Origin of the sequence: Erysipelatoclostridium sp. An15 (assembly GCF_002160675.1) — a bacterium.
Classification (GTDB): Bacteria; Bacillota_I; Bacilli_A; order Erysipelotrichales; family Coprobacillaceae; genus Thomasclavelia; species Thomasclavelia merdavium.
Genome location: NZ_NFLA01000033.1, coordinates 1 through 20,380, shown reverse-complemented (window position 1 = coordinate 20,380; position 20,380 = coordinate 1). Strand labels below are relative to the sequence as shown.

The 20,380-nt window shown below is 27.8% G+C and carries 20 protein-coding genes; 10 read left to right on the top strand and 10 right to left on the bottom strand.

Annotated elements, in window-relative coordinates; genetic code table 11:
* Together B5E92_RS10530 and serS are read right to left on the bottom strand one after the other, a co-directional pair.
* The gene (locus B5E92_RS10530) at window positions 1–825 is read right to left on the bottom strand and encodes a Cof-type HAD-IIB family hydrolase (RefSeq protein WP_087301945.1); all 825 of its coding nucleotides are present in this window, start codon (window positions 823–825) and stop codon (window positions 1–3) included.
* Between the two features lie 16 nt (window positions 826–841).
* Window positions 842–2,125, bottom strand: a complete 1,284-nt coding sequence (gene serS / locus B5E92_RS10525; protein WP_087301943.1) for a serine--tRNA ligase — start codon at window positions 2,123–2,125, stop codon at window positions 842–844.
* Between the two features lie 415 nt (window positions 2,126–2,540).
* On the opposite strand from serS, the gene B5E92_RS10520 reads away from it, so the two are divergent.
* Together B5E92_RS10520 and B5E92_RS10515 are read left to right on the top strand one after the other, a co-directional pair.
* A complete protein-coding gene (locus B5E92_RS10520; protein ID WP_158095221.1) occupies window positions 2,541–3,284 on the top strand; it encodes an AraC family transcriptional regulator in 744 nt (247 codons plus the stop codon).
* Between the two features lie 150 nt (window positions 3,285–3,434).
* The gene (locus B5E92_RS10515; protein WP_239406446.1) at window positions 3,435–4,751 is read left to right on the top strand and encodes a hypothetical protein; all 1,317 of its coding nucleotides are present in this window, start codon (window positions 3,435–3,437) and stop codon (window positions 4,749–4,751) included.
* A gap of 497 nt (window positions 4,752–5,248) precedes the next feature.
* Here B5E92_RS10515 and B5E92_RS15685 read toward each other — a convergent pair whose 3' ends face one another.
* Window positions 5,249–5,992: an ATP-binding protein gene (locus B5E92_RS15685; protein ID WP_204245269.1), complete on the bottom strand. Its 744-nt coding sequence runs from the start codon at window positions 5,990–5,992 to the stop codon at window positions 5,249–5,251.
* Between the two features lie 63 nt (window positions 5,993–6,055).
* A complete protein-coding gene (locus B5E92_RS15680) occupies window positions 6,056–6,898 on the bottom strand; it encodes a helix-turn-helix domain-containing protein (protein WP_204245268.1) in 843 nt (280 codons plus the stop codon).
* A 322-nt stretch (window positions 6,899–7,220) separates the two neighbouring features.
* Between B5E92_RS15680 and B5E92_RS10505 the strand changes: the two genes are divergently transcribed.
* Complete coding sequence (locus tag B5E92_RS10505) at window positions 7,221–7,892, top strand: hypothetical protein (protein WP_087301939.1); 672 nt, start codon at window positions 7,221–7,223, stop codon at window positions 7,890–7,892.
* 29 nt (window positions 7,893–7,921) lie between these two features.
* Here B5E92_RS10505 and gyrA read toward each other — a convergent pair whose 3' ends face one another.
* The 6 genes from gyrA to dnaA form a co-directional block, all read right to left on the bottom strand.
* The gene (gene gyrA, locus B5E92_RS10500; protein WP_087301937.1) at window positions 7,922–10,375 is read right to left on the bottom strand and encodes a DNA gyrase subunit A; all 2,454 of its coding nucleotides are present in this window, start codon (window positions 10,373–10,375) and stop codon (window positions 7,922–7,924) included.
* Window positions 10,376–10,390: 15 nt separating this feature from the next.
* On the bottom strand, window positions 10,391–12,316 hold the full coding sequence (gyrB, locus tag B5E92_RS10495) for a DNA topoisomerase (ATP-hydrolyzing) subunit B (RefSeq protein WP_087301935.1): 1,926 nt from the start codon (window positions 12,314–12,316) through the stop codon (window positions 10,391–10,393).
* Entirely contained in the window at window positions 12,316–13,413 is a 1,098-nt protein-coding gene (gene recF / locus B5E92_RS10490) for a DNA replication/repair protein RecF (RefSeq protein WP_087301933.1), read from the bottom strand. Before recF ends, gyrB begins: the two co-directional genes overlap by 1 nt.
* Window positions 13,413–13,619 (bottom strand): S4 domain-containing protein YaaA, encoded by a 207-nt coding sequence (gene yaaA / locus B5E92_RS10485; RefSeq protein WP_087301931.1) that lies wholly within the window; start codon window positions 13,617–13,619, stop codon window positions 13,413–13,415. Before yaaA ends, recF begins: the two co-directional genes overlap by 1 nt.
* Before the next feature lie 209 nt (window positions 13,620–13,828).
* Complete coding sequence (gene dnaN / locus B5E92_RS10480) at window positions 13,829–14,938, bottom strand: DNA polymerase III subunit beta (protein ID WP_087301929.1); 1,110 nt, start codon at window positions 14,936–14,938, stop codon at window positions 13,829–13,831.
* 130 nt (window positions 14,939–15,068) lie between these two features.
* Complete coding sequence (dnaA, locus tag B5E92_RS10475) at window positions 15,069–16,415, bottom strand: chromosomal replication initiator protein DnaA (RefSeq protein ID WP_087301927.1); 1,347 nt, start codon at window positions 16,413–16,415, stop codon at window positions 15,069–15,071.
* A 528-nt stretch (window positions 16,416–16,943) separates the two neighbouring features.
* Between dnaA and rpmH the strand changes: the two genes are divergently transcribed.
* The 7 genes from rpmH to B5E92_RS10440 form a co-directional block, all read left to right on the top strand.
* Complete coding sequence (gene rpmH, locus B5E92_RS10470) at window positions 16,944–17,078, top strand: 50S ribosomal protein L34 (protein WP_003535525.1); 135 nt, start codon at window positions 16,944–16,946, stop codon at window positions 17,076–17,078.
* 39 nt (window positions 17,079–17,117) lie between these two features.
* Window positions 17,118–17,456, top strand: coding sequence for a ribonuclease P protein component (gene rnpA, locus B5E92_RS10465; RefSeq protein WP_087301925.1), 339 nt, complete (start codon window positions 17,118–17,120; stop codon window positions 17,454–17,456).
* Window positions 17,457–18,356: a membrane protein insertase YidC gene (locus tag B5E92_RS10460; RefSeq protein WP_087301922.1), complete on the top strand. Its 900-nt coding sequence runs from the start codon at window positions 17,457–17,459 to the stop codon at window positions 18,354–18,356. It abuts the gene before it with no gap.
* A gap of 9 nt (window positions 18,357–18,365) precedes the next feature.
* On the top strand, window positions 18,366–18,968 hold the full coding sequence (gene jag, locus B5E92_RS10455; protein ID WP_087301920.1) for an RNA-binding cell elongation regulator Jag/EloR: 603 nt from the start codon (window positions 18,366–18,368) through the stop codon (window positions 18,966–18,968).
* 125 nt (window positions 18,969–19,093) lie between these two features.
* Window positions 19,094–19,396 (top strand): hypothetical protein, encoded by a 303-nt coding sequence (locus B5E92_RS10450; RefSeq protein WP_087301917.1) that lies wholly within the window; start codon window positions 19,094–19,096, stop codon window positions 19,394–19,396.
* Window positions 19,380–19,739, top strand: a complete 360-nt coding sequence (locus B5E92_RS10445) for a MerR family transcriptional regulator (RefSeq protein WP_087301915.1) — start codon at window positions 19,380–19,382, stop codon at window positions 19,737–19,739. Before B5E92_RS10450 ends, B5E92_RS10445 begins: the two co-directional genes overlap by 17 nt.
* 100 nt (window positions 19,740–19,839) lie before the next feature.
* The coding region (locus B5E92_RS10440) for an AEC family transporter (RefSeq protein ID WP_204245267.1) at window positions 19,840–20,380 on the top strand (541 nt) is incomplete at its 3' end.

Below are 20,380 nucleotides of genomic sequence, written 5' to 3'. Positions count from 1 at the left end.
CTATTGGCTTTCATAATTTTCTATTAACCATTTTGCAACACCATCTTGATCATTGCTTTTAATTACTGCTGTAGCTTTTTCCTTTAATTTTGAAACAGCATTTTCCATAGCATAACATTGATCAGATATTTCAAACATCGGAATATCGTTTATAGCATCACCAAAAGAAATAACTTCATCACATCCTAAAATTTCTTTTAATTTTAAAATAGCATTTGCTTTAGATGCTGATTTAGGCATAATTTCTAACCAGTATTCTTCACGGTATATTTCTTGTTGAAAAGTGATATTATAATCAGGATAATTTTTTAACTCATTATAAATTGGTTCTAATCTTTCTTTATCATTAATAATCGTAAAATAAAATATGTCACCTTGATATAACTCATCACCATTATTAGTAAGATTCATTCGATAATCATTTTTACGGTTATTTAAATAATGTTTAGTCCCAGGATGTAAATCTTCATTAATAATAGTTACTCTTTCTCTATCATTAACAAGAGCATATACCATTGGTTTAATGGAATATTTATCCATAATCTGTTTTACTAAACTAACCTGATCATTATTAAAAACATTTTTATGAATAATCTTTCCAGTTTCTCCATTAACGATAAATGTTCCATTATAAATAATTAATGGTAGATTTTTGGTTAAACCTTTAGTAACGGGAGCAGCTGAAACTAAAGAACGAGCAGTAGCATAAGTAAAAATCATTCCTCGTTCAACTAAATCGTTAATTGTTTTAATTGTATAATCACTAATATATCCTTGACTATTCAATAATGTTCCATCTAAATCACTAATATATATTCTTTTCATATAGTTAAAAAGATAACTATTTAGTAGTTATCTTTTCCTTTCCACCCATATAAGGTTGTAATGCTTTTGGTATATTTACACTACCATCTTCATTTAAATTGTTTTCAAGGAAAGCAATTAACATTCTTGGTGGTGCCACAACTGTATTATTTAAAGTGTGAGCAAAATATTTTCCTTCTTTACCTTTAATTCTAATATTTAAACGACGAGCTTGAGCATCTGTTAAATTTGAACATGAACCAACTTCAAAATATTTCTTTTGACGTGGTGACCAAGCTTCAACATCGATACTTTTTGATTTTAAATCAGCTAAATCACCAGAACAACATTCTAATGTACGAACAGGAATGTCTAATGATCTAAATAAATCAACTGTATTATTCCACAATTTATCAAACCACATTTTACTATCTTCAGGTTTACATACAACAATCATCTCTTGTTTTTCAAATTGATGAATTCGGTATACACCACGTTCTTCAATACCATGAGCACCTTTTTCTTTTCTAAAGCATGGTGAATATGAAGTATAAGTATATGGTAATTTTTCTTCATCAATAATAGTATCAATAAATTTACCAATCATTGAATGTTCAGAAGTACCAATTAAATATAAATCTTCCCCTTCGATTTTATACATCATGCTATCCATTTCTTCAAAACTCATAACTCCAGTTACAACGTTGCTACGAATCATATATGGTGGTACTACATAAGTAAATCCTCGATCAATCATAAAATCACGAGCATAAGATAAAACTGCTGAATGTAAACGAGCGATATCACCCATTAAATAATAAAAACCTTGACCAGCAACACGACCGGCTGCATCCATATCAATACCATCAAATTTTTCCATAATTTCAGTATGATAAGGAATTTCAAAATCAGGAACAACAGGATCACCATATTTAGTGATTTCTACATTTTCACTATCATCTTTTCCTAATGGTACTGTTTCATCAATGAAATTAGGAATTTTCATCATAATAGCTTTTAATTCATTACCATATTTAACTTCTAATTCTTCTAATTTCTTTAATTCATCAGCCATTTCATTTACTTGTTTTTTATTATTTTCAGCTGCCTCTTTATTACCTTCGCGCATAAATTTTCCAATTTCTTTAGACAATTTATTACGAACACTTCTTAGTTCACTTGCTTTAGTTACAACTTCACGATAATCTTTATCTAATTTATATGCTTCATCTACTAACCCAATCTTATCATCTTGGAATTTCTTTTTCATGTTTTCTTTTACTAAGGTTGGATTTTCTCTTAATATCGCAATATCAATCATTTTATATCTCCCTTACTTATTCTTATTTTCTAAAATTATACAATAATTATTTATCATATTCAATTGCTTTCATTGTATCTATTTATAATCATTATTTCCCAGGGAATAGCACTTATACCAATATCTATGGTATAAAATCGAGATTGTATTAAAAGATTTCAAATTACTATATAACTATTCTCCTATTAATACTAAAAAAATAATTAGCATTTTTAACTATCTAATTTTATCTTAGAATGCAAAGGATCATTTTAAAACCAACTACATAATATTAATCTAATGATATTATATTCAAAATATAGTTTACATAGATATATTTGTTTTGATGCAAAATAATGAAAAGTCGCGTAAGATATTATTAGAATGTAATTTAATAAAAAATAACACTATCTATAATTATGAAAGGGAAATAATCATGTTTGAATATGAAAAAACAGAATTAGATCATAAATTACCAATAAAATTAATTGATATATATTTTGAAGATCATCAAACCAAGACAGCAAAACATTGGCATAACAGTATTGAAATTCTAATACCTGTATTAGGTGATTTAATACTTTATCTCAATACCCAAAAATTAACGATACCAGCAGGAAGTCTTTATATTATTAATTCTCAGGAGTTACACGGTATGCATCATAGTAAAAGTACAGAAATCTATAAAGGTTATGCCTTACAAATAAACTATGAGTATCTTCATTATTATTTTCCAGAAATAGATAATTATTATTTTTTACAACCTGATAAAGAACATCGAAGCAAAATTTTAAATGATATTTTTCACATCATCAATGCTTATGATAATCAAAATAAATTTGTAAATATGAAAATTCATAGCTATTTGTTAGATATACTCTATATCATGTGTTCAACTGCAATTATTAAAAAACAAGATATGCCTTATGAAATTAACTCAGTCCATGATAAAAGAATTATTCAAATGACTAAATACATAGAAGACCATTATGATGAAAAATTAACTATTGGCAATATTGCAGAACACTTTAACATGTCATCTGGATATCTTTCTCAATATTTTAAAACATATTTAAACATGACAGTTAAAGAATATATTAATTCCATCCGTCTTGAAAAAGCTCATAAAGATTTATTATATACTGAATATTCACTACTTGATATTGTTATCCAAATTTAAAATCATTTATTAATGATTTTAAAAAGAAATATAAGCAAACGCCTGCTAAATACCGTAAAAATATACGAAAACAACCTCAATAACCTAAGTTTTTGACCCTTTTGAAAGCACTTTGAATTGTATAATAGATAGCGAAAGGAAGGTTTGAAAATGAAAAAAATTTTAAGTTTTTTCGTTTGTGCCATGATGATGTTTTCAACAATATCTAGTATTAATGCAAAAGATAATGTAAACATAACTGGTACATACGATATTTATGTTGAAGGTTATGATTGGGGTTGTGCAACTAGAACAATCACTTTAACTTTATCACAACCTCTTGATAATGTAACAACTGAAACATTTAATGTTGTTGAACACTCTGAAGGTTTTAATTTTGAAACAAATACTATTGAACCAAAAAAAGAAACTAGAGTAGTAGAAAATGTAATTACAGAAGGAAATACAGTAGTATTAACTCTTGCAGTTTCTCCAACTGTTAGTTCACCAGTTGTTTGGTCATTAACAACTCAATATAATACATATGTTAAAGATTATTATTTTGATATCACTTTAAAAGATGAAAGTGTTACATCTAATGGATTACCTGTTCAAGATATTACAATTGATCGTAATTATACAAATAAAACTACTGCTGCTGATAATTTTGCAGTAGATACTTATCAAGCAAGTGATGGTGTTAGCTATGATTATGCTACTTATACACCAGCAACTGATAGTGATACATTAGTAGTCTGGTTACATGGTTTAGGTGAAGGTGGTGCTTATGCTACAACTATCTCAGATAGAGAAACTGATCCTTATATTACATTATTAGCTAATAAAGCAACAGCTTTAGCTGGTGAAGAATTCCAAAATACTATTGGTAATGCTCATATTTTAGTCCCACAATGTCCTACATATTGGATGGATAATGATGGAAAACAAAGTAATTTTAACAATGGTAGTATAAGTGCTGATGGAACTTCTTATTATCAAGAATCATTACATGAATTAATTGCTGCATATAAAGAAAAAGTTGGAGCTACAAAAGTTGTTATTGCAGGATGTTCAAATGGTGGTTACATGACATTATTAATGGCAATGGCATATCCTGATGAATATGATGCAATTGTGCCAATTTGTGAAGCAGTTCCTGATAAATTTATTAGTGATGAACAATTAGAAGGAATTAAAGATTTGCCAATGTATTCCATTTATTCAAAAGATGATACAACAGTTGATCCTGAATTACATGAAATACCAACTATTAATCGTTTAAAAGAAATGCAAGCATCTAATTTACATGTTTCAACAACAGATCATGTTATTGATATGTCTGGATTATATACAGATGAAAATGGAAATCCTTATCAATATCAAGGATATTGGTCATGGATTTACTTCTATAATAATGATGCAAGTTGTGATGAATGTGGAAAAACAGCCTTTACATTTATTAAAGAAGCTATAAATGTATCCAAGTAACAGATCCTGAAACAACACCTCCTGTAACAGATCAAGAAAAAACTGCTGTTAAAACAGGTGATGATGCACCAATTTATGATTATCTAACTATGGCGTTATTATTTGCTGCAGGATTTGTATATTTAAACAAGAAAAATGCTTAAAACTCAGTGTTAAAACTATTAATTTTTTAAAACAATCATAATAAATAAATACCTATAAAAAAGCTGTGCTTTTACTATAGGTACTTTTTATTGCCATCATTTAATACTATTTACATATAAAAATATTTTTTCTTTTTTATTACCTCGGAAATAAAATATACATCTTATTAAAAATTCTTTTAATTTTAATATCTAGTTATACAAATAATATCACATAACTTTATGATAAAATAATTAAATAGATAAATTGTCCAAAGTTTAGCATTATAAATTTGGACCGATTTGGACCGATTTGGGCCGATTTGGACCGATTTGGACCGATTTGGGCCGATTAATTCAAAAACAATAATAATGTTACTTCTTATTTAACTTATAGATTGTTGCCCTTCCTTTTCCTTCCATAGTTATTATCCCAGATTCTCTCATTTTTCTAGAAAAAGTTGTTGCTTGTTTTTTAGTGCATCTACATAATTCACGAATCGTTTCATTATTTATACTATCATGAGTCAATAAATACTCTATAATTAAATCTTTTGATTTTAAATATGTTACTGTTTTATCCTGAGTATATTGAACATCAGATTTTACCTTATGATATGAACTTGGCGTCATCATATACACTCGCCCAGATAATTCAATTAGCTTATACTTTTCTAAATTATTAAGAGCATGTTTAACTTCATTTTCTGATTGCTGCGTAAGTTTTTTTGCTGTTGATAGATTTATTGTCTTATTTTCAAATAAATACCTCAATATCATCAATTCGGATAAAGAAAATGTAATCATATTTTTATCTTGGGTTTCAGTTATAAACTTCACGAACTCTTCATCTTCTAATACGCTATATAATGTTAATCTAATAGCGTCATTATAAACTGTATATTCAGGATATGGTTTTCCCATAGAAACCATTTCTCTATACATAATATCAATACCCTGACCAGATCTTTGAACATAACGTAGTCGTTGTAGTGTTTCAGCTATTAATTTATTTCTCGGTAACGAAGGATGAGTAATAATATTATCTGCTGTAATATCAGCCATAAATCCTCCTGGACTCTCTATAACTAATTTATCAGAATAATGCTTAACATAGATGGAACCAGGAGAATCATAACGGCGATGTGTATATGCATTTAATAAAGCTTCTTGAAATACTTTTTAAGAAAAATCATAAATTTCCAACCTAAACAATCCTATCTGTATATTAATCAAACTATTATAATCTTGAATTTTTTCTGTCAATCTATCTAATACAGAAATAATTGGCATTTTTAAGTCTAATCTATTATCGTATTCATCACGATTATTATCGTTATAATGTAAATAAATACATTCTGCCTGAGGCAAATATTTTTTTATAGATTCTTCCTTTCCTACAAAAAGCATACCAGCAACATTTAATTTTAATCCATTGTTAGTATCAATCAATAGTGATAAATCTTTTAAAAAAGATATATCATCTAATTCTACTAAAGTAGATTGCTTATCTCTAATTTTTAATTTTTCTTTTAATTTATAAACTTCTAAAATATTAATATCATCAATTGTTGATTGTTCTATAATTTGAGCAGAATAATCTGTACTTATACTAAAATCTTCTTTAATCCCAGTAGGATTATACGGCTTTGAATTCTTACCTAATCGTTTATAATATTCTCCAGAAGTTGTACCACATAATTGCATTCCTTTTTCTACTTTAATAACAATTACATCTTTATCATTTATGCGTATAGTCTCAGCTTTAGTAAATATATTAGGTATTGTTCTATCATAAATACTTTCCACAATATTTTGCAAATCATAATTTTTACACCCTGTTATGGTCTTATCATCTTCAACACCAATTAACAAATATCCGCCATTAGAGTTTGATAAAGCTACAATTTCTTTCACACATAATTTTATAAGTTTTTTAAAATCAGGTATTTTGACCCACGATTTAAATTCTGTAGTTAGTGTTTCTCCTTGATTTATTAATTCTAATAACTGACTTGCATCCATATCAATCTCACTCCTTCGATTATTATATTATACCAAAATAACAATAAGGTTTATACAATAAACAATTGCAAAAAAATAAAATTATTTTATATAAATTAACTATTTTTAAGCCAAATATGATAAATCATATTTAGCTAGTATCATTTGTTTGATCCTATAATTAGTACAATTAAAATTATTTATACTATTACCTTGGAAATAAAATATACATCTTATTCAAAATTCTTTCCTCTTATACCTAAACCAATTTTTTTATAAAAATAACACCTATAATAATTATGTAAACAAAATTTTTATTATTAAATTGGAGGTACATTTAATTATGAGAACAAAGAAAAGATTAATAGTAATTGTTATTATTGCCATAATTGCAATAGCTGGATGTTATTTTTTAACTCAAAGGAGTGAAGGTGCTTATAGTCAATTTGAACATATTAAAACTAAAAATATTTTTACTAGAAATGTTAATAATCCCGATAATACGTATTATGTTTATTTTTATAATAATGACTGTCAAGAATGTCACCAGATTGAAGATTTAATCTGTGACTTTGCTAAAGAAAACGATGTATATTTCATTAATACTGAAAATAAAGATCCAGATAATAAAATATCAAAATTTGATTGGAGTGCTTTTAAAACTGAAAATGATATTGAAATTGGACAAGTTGATAAAAATAATAATATTCAATATTATGAAGGTGAAAATGCTCAAAAATATAAAAATAGTACTGAATTAAATCGTTTTAATAAAATAAAAAAATATGAAATAAAAATTGCTGATAAAAACTATTTAAAAATAAACAAAAAAGCTAAAAAGGGGTATGTCTATGCTTCTTTATTAACCCCAGAAATAGATTATTCATCATTACAAATCTATTCTAGCGTAGAGTTAGCTAATCTCCCTACCCTATTAGAAATAAAAAGCTATCATGTTGAAAATTATTATTATGATGTTGAAGATATTAAACAATATATAACTAATTTAAATTAAAGAAGCTGACCAAAATGATCAGCTTCTTATTACTCTTCTACTTCAATTTCATTTTCAGTAGCTTTTTCAACTACTTCAACTGTAGAAACAATATGTCCTTCACTAACTTTAATCAAACGTACTCCTTGAGTAGCTCGACCAGCTGTTTTAACTTGTTCCATTGGTAAACGAATCATAATACCATCATCAGTCATAATTAGTAAATCTTCATTACCATTGACAGCTCTTAATGCTACAATTTGACCATTACGAGCCGTTGTATTGATAGTTTTAACTCCTTTACCACCACGGTTAGATAAACGATATTCATCTAATGGCGACATTTTACCATAACCATGTTCAGTTACTACTAATATATATTGCCCTTCATTATTAGTAGTCATTCCGATAACTTCACTGCCATCAACGTTTATTCCTTTTACACCACTAGCAGTTCTTCCCATTGGTCGAACGTTATCTTCTTTGAAACGTACTAATTTACCATTTGAAGCTGCAATTAAAACTTCATTATTACCATCAGTTAATTTAACTTGTACTAATTGATCATCATCTTTTAAACTAATTGCAATCTTACCAGATTGACGAATTCTTTGGAATTCATTGATGTGAACACGTTTAATTAAACCATTTTTTGTTACAAAGACTAGATAAAAATCATCATTTTCTTCAAACTGTTTACGATTAATATTAATCATTGATTTTACATGTTCTTCTTTATCTAAATTCAATAAATTAACAACAGGTAATCCTTTAGCAGAACGACCAAATTCAGGAATGTTGTATCCTTTTAAACGATAAACTTTTCCAAAATTAGTAAAGAATAATAAATCATCATGTGTTGACATATTAATTAATGAACTAACAATATCATCATTGTTTGTCGACATACCTTTAATACCACGTCCACCACGATTTTGTGATTTATATGTATCTACTGGCATTCTCTTTATATAACCATTGTTTGTTAAAGAAATAATTACATCTTCAACTGGAATTAAATCTTCATCTTCTAAATCAAAAGTACCTTGAATAATTTCTGTACGACGTTTATCACCATATTTAGCTTTAATTTCTTCTAATTCATCATGAATTATTGATAATAAACGTTCTCTATTTTCAAGAATATCTTTTAAATCAGCAATTATTTCTAATAATTTATTTAATTCATCTTCAATTTTCTGTCTTTCCAAACCAGCTAAACGTTGCAATTGCATTTCCCGAATTGCTTTTGCTTGTTTATCAGACATATTGAATTCTTCCATTAATCTAGTTTGAATAATTTCTGTTGTTCTACTAGAACGGATCAATTCAATAATTTCATCAATTTGATCTAAAGCTCTTTTAAGCCCTTCTAAAATATGAGCTCGATCTTCAGCTTTACCTAATCTAAACTGAGTTCTACGGCGAATTACTTCTTCTTGATGATCAAGATATAAAGTAATCATTTCTTTTAAATTCAATGTTTTTGGTTCATTATTAACTAAGGCAATACAGTTAGCACCAAAAGTTGTTTGTAAAGATGTCAATTTATATAATTGATTTAAAATAACTTCTGGTTGAACATCACGTCGTAATTCAATAACTACTCGAATTCCTTCACGGTTAGATTCATCACGTAAATCAGTAATTCCTTCAATTTTCTTTTCTTTTACCAATTGTGATATTTTTTCAATCATTCTAGCTTTATTAACCATGTATGGAATTTCAGTTACAATAATAGCTTTTTTATTACCGTGCTCTTCAATTTCTGTTTTAGCACGCATTACAATTAAACCATTACCAGTTTCATAAGCTTTTTTTATCGCACTTTTTCCTAAGATGTAACCACCAGTAGGAAAATCTGGTCCTTGAATATAATTTTCCATCAATTCCATAATTGTAATATCGGGATCTTTAGCTACTGCTAAGATAGCATCAATTACTTCACTTAAATTATGAGGTGGAATATTTGTTGCCATCCCTACTGCAATTCCAGTTGAACCGTTAATTAAAAGATTAGGAATTCTAGCAGGTAAAACTGCTGGTTCTTTTTCTTCACCATCATAATTAGGAATAAAATCAATGGTATTTTCTTTAATATCTCTTACTAACTCACTAGAAATTCGTGACATTCTAGCTTCAGTATAACGTTGCGCCGCAGCACCATCACCATCGATAGACCCAAAGTTTCCATGACCATCAACTAACATGTAACGATATGAAAAGTCTTGTGCCATTCTTACTAAAGCTTCATAAATTGAAGAGTCACCATGAGGATGGTATTTCCCCATAACTTCCCCAACAATACGAGCTGATTTTTTATACGGTGTTCCTGGCGTACAACCTAAATCACTCATTCCATAAATTATTCTTCGCTGTACTGGTTTTAAACCATCACGAACATCAGGTAAAGCTCGCGCTACAATAACTGACATTGCATATTGCATAAAAGAGTTTTTCATTTCTGATGTTAGTTTTACTTTTCTTATTCCTCTTTCTTCCATTACTTTTCTCCTTTACTAAATATCTAAATCAGTTACATATTTGGCGTTTTCTTGAATAAATTCACGTCGTGGCTCTACTTTTTCACCCATTAACATATCAAAGATCATATCTGCTTCCATTGCTTCATCTAAATCAATTTGATTTAAAATTCGTCTTTTAGGATCCATAGTTGTTTCCCATAACTGGTCAGCATTCATCTCTCCAAGACCTTTGTATCTTTGGATAGTATATTTAGCCCCTTCACCTAATTTAGTTTTTAAATCTTCTAATTCTTCATCACTATAACAATAATGTTCATCTTTTCCATGCTTTAAAAGATATAATGGTGGTTGTGCTGCATAAACAAAACCATTTTCAATTAAAGGTTTTAAATAACGATATAAGAATGTTAACATCAAAATACGAATGTGACCACCATCTACGTCGGCATCGGTCATGATTACAATTTTATGATATCTTAATTTATCAATGTTAAATTCATCACCAATTCCTGTTCCAAAAGCTGTAATCATCGAACGAATTTCAGCATTACCTAAAATCTTTTCTAATCTTGATTTTTCAACATTCAAAATTTTACCACGTAAAGGTAAGATTGCCTGGATGCGACGGTCACGCCCCATTTTAGCACTACCACCGGCTGAATCCCCTTCGACTATGAATATTTCACATTCACTAGCATCTTTACTTGAACAGTCTGCCAATTTACCAGGTAAATTAGATACTTCTAAAGCACTTTTTCTTCTAGTCATTTCTCGAGCTTTTTTGGCAGCCATTCGAGCTCTTGAAGCAACTATTGCTTTATCAACAATTATTCTAGCTGTATCTGGGTTTTCTAATAAGAATTTTTCTAATTCTTTAGAAATAATATTACTTGCAATTTTTCTTACTTCAGCGTTTCCAAGTTTTGTTTTTGTTTGTCCTTCATATTGAGGATCAGGATGTTTTACAGAAATTATTGCTGTTAATCCTTCACGAACATCTTCACCAGATAAAGCATCATCATCTTTTTTCAATAAACCATTATTTTTTGCATAATTATTAATTACTCTTGTTAATGCTAATCTAAAACCTTCTTCATGAGTTCCACCCTCATGAGTATTAATATTATTACAGAAAGAATAGATATTAGATTGATATCCATCGTTGTATTGCATACCTACTTCGATAGTAATATCCTGTTGCATATCTTCCATATAAATAATTTCATCATGAATTGGTGTCTTATTTTTATTGATATAAGCAACATATTCTTTAATACCACCTTCATAATGATAAACATGTTTACGATTTGCTCCATCACGAGTATCTTCTAATGATAATTTTAATCCCTTATTTAAAAATGCTAATTCACGAATACGTTGTCTTAAAATATCATAATCATAAACTGTTCCTTCTTTAAAAATAAGTGGATCAGCTTTAAAAGTTACAATAGTTCCTGTAATATCACTATCACCAATAATTTTTAATGGTTCAACTGGTTGACCACCATTTTCATAACGTTGATAATAAATATGTCCATCACGATGTACATGAACTTCTAACCAAGATGACAAAGCATTTACGACAGAAGCTCCAACACCATGTAGACCACCAGAAACCTTATATCCGCCGCCACCAAATTTTCCACCGGCATGTAATACTGTAAAAATTGTTTCAACAGTAGAAATTCCTGTTTTTGCGTGAGTACCAGTAGGCATTCCACGCCCATCATCAATTACCTGAACAACATCATCATCTTTTAAGATAACGCGAATATGGCTAGCATATCCAGCTAATGCTTCATCGATAGAATTATCAACAATTTCCCATACTAAATGATGTAATCCTCTAATTGATGTCGTTCCAATATACATACCTGGTCTTTTACGAACCGCTTCTAGTCCTTCTAATACCTGAATATCTGACTCATCATAACTATGTTGTACTTTTTCTTCTGACATTATGTAGCCTCCTTGCCACCTGCGATATAGATTTTCTTTGCTTTTTCAATAATTCGATGGTGAATACCATCTATTGAAGTTGTTGTAATAAAAGTTTGAATTTTTTGATTCAATATATCTAATAGCATGTTTTTTCTTGTTTCATCTAATTCTGATAAAACATCATCTAATAATAAAACCGGATACTCACCTATTTCCTCTTTAATCAATTCAATTAAAGCAATCTTCAAGCTGAGTACAATTGTTCTTTGTTGCCCTTGTGAAGCAAATAAATATGCTTCCTTCTGGTTTAAATAAATCTTTAAATCATCTTTATGAATTCCAATATGTGTTTGCATATAATCAATATCACGCTGATGATTTTTTTGATACATTTCTAAAATACTTTCATAGCTAACATCTTTTTTGATAAAACTATGATAAGCTAATTTAATTTGTTCATCATTCTGTTTAGAAATCAAACGATAAACAATAGCTACTTTTTCATCTAATCTTTTAATAAAATCAATTCTTCTTCTAATTAAATCATATTGCAATCTTGCCATCTGTTCATCTAAAACCTCTAGATACTCATCACTTTTTTTCCTATTTTGATGTAACAATTTTAAATACTTGTTTCTTTCTTTAAGAAGCTTATTATACTTACTTAAATTAAAAACATAAATTGGTGAAATCTTCGAAAGTTCTAAATCAATAAAATGGCGCCGATTTCTCGGACTGCCCTTAATTAAATAAAGATCATCGGGAATAAAGACAACTACATTTAATAATCCAACATATTCACTAATTTTATGAATATCCTGATCATCAATTTTAGCTCTTTTAAAATTATTACCTAATATCATTTCTAACTGTCTAGCCTTGTTATTAGTAACAACTTCACCCTTAACACGAGCAAACTCTTTATCAAACATAATCATTTGTTTATTAATATGTGTTTTGAAAGATTTACCCACAGATAATAAATAAATAGCTTCAATTAAATTAGTCTTACCTTGACCATTACTACCAATTAAAATGTTAATATCATGATCAAACTCAATAAAAAAATGATCATAATTACGAAATGTATTTAAACTCAATGAATTAATTTTCATTACTCAATTACAAATGATTCTCCATTAAATTCAACTTGATCATTAGAGCGAAGTTTTTTACCACGACGAGTTTCTACTTCACCATTAACAAGTACTAATCCATCCTGGATAACCATCTTAGCTTCAATTCCACTAGATACACAATTTGTATATTTTAAAAATTGTCCTAAAGTTATATATTCATCTTTTATTTGAATTTTTTTCATGATGTCCCTCTTTTTTTTCATAAATATATTATTATTATAACATAATTTATCCTTAAAATCAAAAAAATAAGCATATAAACGCTTTTTTTTGATTACTAAAAAAATGTTGTCTTTCTAAAAAAATTGCTCATATTTAAAATTTATCGGCATATACATAAAACAGCCAGTAAAAAAAGTGCTCTACAAAATAAAAAGCTACATATCGTAGCTTAATATGTTCTTACTGGTAAAACTAACTGGATTAAATCATCTTTTTCATAATCTTTAACGATAAATGGTTTCATAGCACCAGTAAATAAAATTTTAACTTTTGGTTCATTAAATGCTCTTAATGCATCAGTTGCATATTTTGAACTAAATGAAATACTTAAAGAATCACCTTTATAGAATGAACGATCTAAAATTTCTTCAACAGAACCAATTTCTTGCATATATGATGAAAGAATAACTTTTTCATTAGACATATCTAATTTAATAATATTATTCTGTTCATTATTTAATAAAGAAACACGATCAATTGCATTTAATAAATAGTGAGTATCAATATCTAATTCATAATCAAAACTTTCAGGAATCAAACGATTAGTATCTGGGAATGTTCCATCAATTAATCTTGTTTGAATGATATTGTTGTCAAAAACATAAAGTACTTTACGATCAGAAACATACATTTCAATTAAATCATCACGTTCAATGATTTTAGCAATTTCATCTAATGATTTTTGAGGAATTGTAATATTGAAAGTAAGTTCATCATCTAATGGCACTACTTTTTTAGCTAGACGATAACTATCAGTAGCAGTTACTTCTAATTGATTGTTAGCTGCTTTAAAGTTAATACCAGTTAAAATTGGTTTATGTTCTTTTTCACTAGCAGCAAATTTAGTTTGTGTAATAACATCTTTTAAAGTAAAAGCATTAATTAATACTTTAGTTCCTGTTTTTGATAAATCAATACGAGGATAATCAATAACGTCATTACCATTTAAATCAAATTTAGAAGTTGCTCCAGAAATTCTAGTAAGTGAACCATCAATGATTTCTAATGAAATTTCATCACTATCTATCTTTCTAACAATTTCTAATATATAACGTGAATTTAAAACTACACCACCTGTTTGTTCAATAACTAAGTCATCACTAGTTTCAATTTTAGTTTGAATTGTGATATCAGAATCACTACCAGTTAAAATTAAACCATCAGGTTGTAAATCAAATTTAATACCTGTTAATACGGGTAAAGGACTACGAACAGAAACAGCTTTAGTAGTTTTTGATAAAGCATTTAATAATTTAAGTCGATTAATTCTAAATTTCATAATGACCTCCTTTTGACTTATTATATATATTTATTTTAAATAATTCTACTAGTATTATTAGAATGTGAATTATGTGCATAAATTTAAAAACCGTGAATAATACTAGGTTTTTTGTGTGATTTTAATGTGTCTAATTTATTCCTAATTTGTGCTTTAATTTGTTGATAGCTAATTTATAGTCAGGATCTTTCTTGATTTTATTATCAACTCGAGCACAAGCTTTCATGACCGTAGAGTGATCACGATTACTAAATATTGTTCCGATTTCTGCAAATGTGATATCTAATAGTTCTCTCATTAAATACATGCAGATTTCTCTTGGGGTTGTTAGTTTACGAGTTTTATTTTTAGATACTAACTGAGAAATTGTTAAGTAATAAAACTCTGCTGTTGTTTTTAAGATTAATTCTTTTGTTAAAGCTGTTTTTGGATTTTGAACAACTTTATCATCTTTAAATGATTCTAATGCAAAAGCCATATCAATATTATTAGTATGGTTCATAATACTGCAAAAAAATAATCGCTTTAAAGCACCTTCAAGATTACGAATATCTTTACAATAGTGATTTGCCATGAAATCAACAACATCATCTTGAATAATTAATGATGGATTATCAAGATTTTCAATTTTCTTTTCTAGAATTGCTCTAGCAGTTTCAAATTCAGGTGGATCAATACCAAAACTTAAACCTGAGTTAAAACGGCTAATTAGTCGGGATTCAATTCCTTGTAATTCCTCAGGCATTTTATCACTTGTGATAACAATTTGTTTATTATTGTTGATTAATTCATTGAAAATATGGAAAAATATTTCACTACTTTTTTCTTTATTAAATAAAAACTGAATATCATCAATTAATAACATATCCAGATTTTTATATTTAAGGTAAATATCATTACTATTTTTACCTTTCATTGCCCCAATTACTTCATCGACAAATTCCTTACTAGTAATATAACGAATTTTTAATGAAGGATTGGTTTCTTTAGCATAGTTACCAATAGCATTTAATAAGTGAGTTTTTCCTAATCCTGGATTACTGTAGATAAATAAAGGATTGAAATTAGAACCAGGATTGCTAGAAACTAATAAAGCGGCATTTTGGGCCATTCTATTAGAACTACCAACAACAAAGTTATCAAAAGTGAAAGTCTTATTTAAATTATCTTTAAATGGTTGTTCATTTTGAACAGTAATTGTTTTTTTAAAATCTTCTTCACCTAATATTTCTACTGTAATTGGCGAAGCTAACATACCTGAGAGGATTTCTTCAATATCTTTTTGATTATTTTTTATTGTTTCTACATTAAATGAATAAGGAGTAGTAATGACAACCTTATTATCATTAATAGATGATATTTTGGCACTACGAAAAACAGATTCCATAATAATTTTGTCGATTTTACGACTATCAGGCAGTTCTTGTTTTTCTAGTGTATCAAGACATAATTGCCAAATTTTACTATTATCATTCATTTTTTTACCTCCGCAACTAACATTATATGTTAATAAATTGTAAATTTAAAGGAAAAAAAAGAGGCTGGAAAAGTGTTCACAAAGTTATTCACATTAATATTGGCAATTTTGTAAGAAAATAATAGAAATTCACAAAATTCACAACTTTATTTGTGCATATAGAAATATGTGAATGTGAAAAATGTGTCTAAATTAGAGTGCTAATTATCGTATTCATAATAAAGTCACAATCAAGATATTGTAATAATCGCGCTTTTTTTCAAAACTCACATTTATTCACATCAAAAAAAACAGTGATATGACTTTGTGCATAACATGTGTAATAAATTGTTGATAAAGGGGTTTTGTTTTTTGAAAAGTCACAATAAAAATGTCACAAAAAATAATGAGGTGAAGATTAAAAGAAAAAAATTTGATTATTAGCGATGTACTTTTTCGTTAATTTCATTGACTTGAGGGGCTTTTTCATATAAAATGGTGGGGCATATGTTATTTGTATAAAAGTATTAAAATATGGAGGTGTAATTAATGAAAAGAACATATCAACCAAATAAAAGAAAAAGATCAAAGACACATGGTTTTAGAGCTAGAATGGCTACTGTAGGAGGAAGAAAAGTACTTGCACGTCGCCGTAAAAGAGGAAGAAAAGTATTGTCTGCTTAAAAAAATCCACTTTACGGTGGGTTTTTTTTCTAAAAAGTTATGAAAAAAGAATATCGAGTAAAAAAAAATGAGGATTTTAGTCTCATAATAAAAGAAAAACAAAGTTTAGCTAATCGTTCTTTCATTATTTATTACCGAAAAAATGATTATCCAAACGCAAGAGTTGGGATATCAGTAAGCAAAAAATTAGGAAAAGCGGTAGTACGTAATAAAATTAAGCGGCAAGTAAGGATGATGGTGCAACAGACGATTGATTTTGAAAAAAGTTATGATTATATCGTCATTATTAGAGATAAATATTTAAAATTAGATTTTAATTCTAATTTAAATGAGCTACAATATCTATATAAAAAAATATTAAAAAGGATGGAAAAATAAATGGTGTTAGATAACAAAACTAAAAAGATTCTAAAAATATTTTGTTTAGTTTTCTTTGTTGCTATCTTGACAGGATGTACTCAAAATCTTGATAGTAATGGAAATTTAATTGAGTCAAGAGCGATTACAACTTCAACACCTTGGACATTATCTGCCGGGTGGTTTGACTTTTTATTTGTAATTCCTCTAGCAAAAGGGATCCTGTTCATTAACGAATATGTTGGAAACGTTGCCTTTGGGGTAATTGGTGTTACAATCATCGTAAACTTAATTACATTACCAATTATGATTAAGTCGACTGTATCAACACAAAAAATGCAATTATTACAACCAGAATTAGAAAAAATTCAGCGTAAATATCGTGGACGTAAAGATCAAGCATCACAAATGCGTCAATCTGCAGAGATTCAAAATCTTTATAAGAAAAATAACGTAAGTATGTTTGGTTCTCTTGCAACATTTTTAACATTACCAATTATGTTTGCAATGTGGCACGCTGTACAAAGAATTGAAATCTTATATGATACAATTGTTTTTGGTGTAAATTTAGGTGCTCGTCCAATTGAACATATCTTTAGTTTAGATATTCCTTATATTGTTTTATTAATTTTGGTTGCTGTAACACAATTCTTTGCAATGCAAATCAACCAAATCATGGCAAGACGTTCACCAAAATATCGACCTTCAAATCAAATGAAGTCAATGAATACCATGAATAACATAATGACAATTTTCATTATTTATTTATCAGCAACTATGCCTGCTGCAATGTCATTATACTGGATTACAACTAACGTAATTACAATCGTTAGAACTGTATATATTCAATTCTTCCATGTTGAAAAAGCAAAAAAGGAAGTTGAAGCAACAACAACTAATTTCTTAAATAAGAAAAAGTAGGTGATATAAGTGAAAAAACAGTATACTGCCAAAACTGTTCAAGATGCTGTAAATAACGCATGTGAAGAACTAGGCGTTACAATTGATGAATTAAACTATGAAGTAATTAGTGAAACAAAAACTTTATTTATAAAAAAAGCAACAATTGAATGTTACACTATACCAATGATTCAAGAGTTTATCGAAAGTTATATTCGTCGTTTTATCAGTGATATGGGATTTGAAATTGAAACAGTTTCATATCTACAAGATGGTCGTATTTATTGTAATATTAATACAAGCAATAATTCAATTTTAATTGGAAAAGCTGGTGTTATTTTAAGAGCTATTAACTTTATTGTAAAAAATGCTGTTAGTAATACATATAAAAAGCGCTATGAAATTAGTATTGATATTAACGGATATAAAGAAGATCGTTATAAAAAAGTTGCTTCAATGGCAAGAAGATTTGGTAAACAAGTTCAACGTACCAAAACAGATATTAAATTAGACCCAATGCCTGCTGATGAAAGAAAAGTAATGCATCAAGAATTAGCTAAATTTAATCATGTTAAAACTGAAAGTCATGGTGAAGGTAAAAACCGTCACATGGTAATATCTTATGTAAAATAAAATACTTTTAAGTACATGTGTTTGACCAATATTATGTTTTTAATAATATTGGTCTTTTAAATATAAAAAAACACTTGCCTTGCAGTTAGGTTTAAGTTGTATGCTTAAAGTAGGAGGATCAGGATATGGATATAACAGTAAGACAAGATTTATTGGATGTATTATATGAAAATAAGATTATTAAGTCATTGTATAATTTTGATTATCATGATCAAGCAATTATTTCTTTAACTAAAACCTTAATATCATTAGGTTATAGTGATAGTGATATTTTGGATTTGATAGATAGTGATATGAGTCTATTGGATATATTATTATTTCATTATGATTTATTACAAAATAAACAATATGAATGCTGCTGTTTAATCAATCAAATTAAAAAGATGATTAATGAGATAAAGGAAGATGAAAATGGAATATACAATTAATCAGGTTTGTAAAAAATATAATTTAAATGCTTCAACATTAAGATATTATGAAAAAGAACGATTATTACCACCAATAAAGAAAAATACAAGTAATCAGCGAGTTTATAATGATGATGATTTAAAATGGCTTGATATGATTATGTGTATGCGAAATACAGGAATGACAATAGCTTATATCCGCAACTATATTGATTTATGTAAACAAGGGGATAAAACACTAGATCAGCGATATGAAATATTAAAAAAACAAAAAGAAATTTTATTACTACAGCAGCAAGAATTAAATAAACATATAGAAATGGTAAATTATAAAATCGATTTTTATGAAAATAAATTAAAATGATAGCTTATGTTATCATTTTTTTATTAGTTTCATTTTCAGTAACAATTTAATAAATATAAAGTGACTATGTTATAATATCTGTTAAGAATGGGGGATTTTAATGGATATTATGGTCGTTATTAACCAAATGATTCAATTGTTTTTAATAATTGGACTTGGTTATTTTATGCAAAAAAAGAACATATTAAATGATGAATTAAATAGTAAATTAAATTATATTGTTATTTCTATAACAACACCAGCAATGATATTTTCTTCAGTTTGTTCTACAACAATTACAGATAAAAGTATGGTTATTTATACATTAGGTGTTGCAACTGCTGTTTATTTATTATTACCAGTAATAAGCTTTATTCTTGTAAAAATAATGCGGATTCCCTTGCCACAACAAGGACTTTATATGTTCATGACAATCTTTTCTAATATAGGATTTATGGGATTTCCAATTATGAAGGCTTTATTTGGAAATGATGCGGTTTTCTATACAGCACTATTTAATATTTTATTTAATCTGGAGGTATTTACATTAGGCGTTATTTTAATCAACTATGGAAATGACGTTAAAATGAAATTAAATCCTAAAAATCTATTATCACCAGGAGTAATTTCATCTGTGATTGCCATCTTTATTTATTTTTTAG

Bases quoted from the DNA above. Each gene is read 5' to 3' on its own strand.
- B5E92_RS10530 (WP_087301945.1), bottom strand. From the start codon at position 825: ATGAAAAGAATATATATTAGTGATTTAGATGGAACATTATTGAATAGT.
- serS (WP_087301943.1), bottom strand. From the start codon at position 2,125: ATGATTGATATTGCGATATTAAGAGAAAATCCAACCTTAGTAAAAGAA.
- B5E92_RS10520 (WP_158095221.1), top strand. From the start codon at position 2,541: ATGTTTGAATATGAAAAAACAGAATTAGATCATAAATTACCAATAAAA.
- B5E92_RS10515 (WP_239406446.1), top strand. From the start codon at position 3,435: ATGAAAAAAATTTTAAGTTTTTTCGTTTGTGCCATGATGATGTTTTCA.
- B5E92_RS15680 (WP_204245268.1), bottom strand. From the start codon at position 6,898: ATGGATGCAAGTCAGTTATTAGAATTAATAAATCAAGGAGAAACACTA.
- B5E92_RS10505 (WP_087301939.1), top strand. From the start codon at position 7,221: ATGAGAACAAAGAAAAGATTAATAGTAATTGTTATTATTGCCATAATT.
- gyrA (WP_087301937.1), bottom strand. From the start codon at position 10,375: ATGGAAGAAAGAGGAATAAGAAAAGTAAAACTAACATCAGAAATGAAA.
- gyrB (WP_087301935.1), bottom strand. From the start codon at position 12,316: ATGTCAGAAGAAAAAGTACAACATAGTTATGATGAGTCAGATATTCAG.
- recF (WP_087301933.1), bottom strand. From the start codon at position 13,413: ATGAAAATTAATTCATTGAGTTTAAATACATTTCGTAATTATGATCAT.
- yaaA (WP_087301931.1), bottom strand. From the start codon at position 13,619: ATGAAAAAAATTCAAATAAAAGATGAATATATAACTTTAGGACAATTT.
- dnaN (WP_087301929.1), bottom strand. From the start codon at position 14,938: ATGAAATTTAGAATTAATCGACTTAAATTATTAAATGCTTTATCAAAA.
- dnaA (WP_087301927.1), bottom strand. From the start codon at position 16,415: ATGAATGATAATAGTAAAATTTGGCAATTATGTCTTGATACACTAGAA.
- rpmH (WP_003535525.1), top strand. From the start codon at position 16,944: ATGAAAAGAACATATCAACCAAATAAAAGAAAAAGATCAAAGACACAT.
- rnpA (WP_087301925.1), top strand. From the start codon at position 17,118: ATGAAAAAAGAATATCGAGTAAAAAAAAATGAGGATTTTAGTCTCATA.
- B5E92_RS10460 (WP_087301922.1), top strand. From the start codon at position 17,457: ATGGTGTTAGATAACAAAACTAAAAAGATTCTAAAAATATTTTGTTTA.
- B5E92_RS10450 (WP_087301917.1), top strand. From the start codon at position 19,094: ATGGATATAACAGTAAGACAAGATTTATTGGATGTATTATATGAAAAT.
- B5E92_RS10445 (WP_087301915.1), top strand. From the start codon at position 19,380: ATGGAATATACAATTAATCAGGTTTGTAAAAAATATAATTTAAATGCT.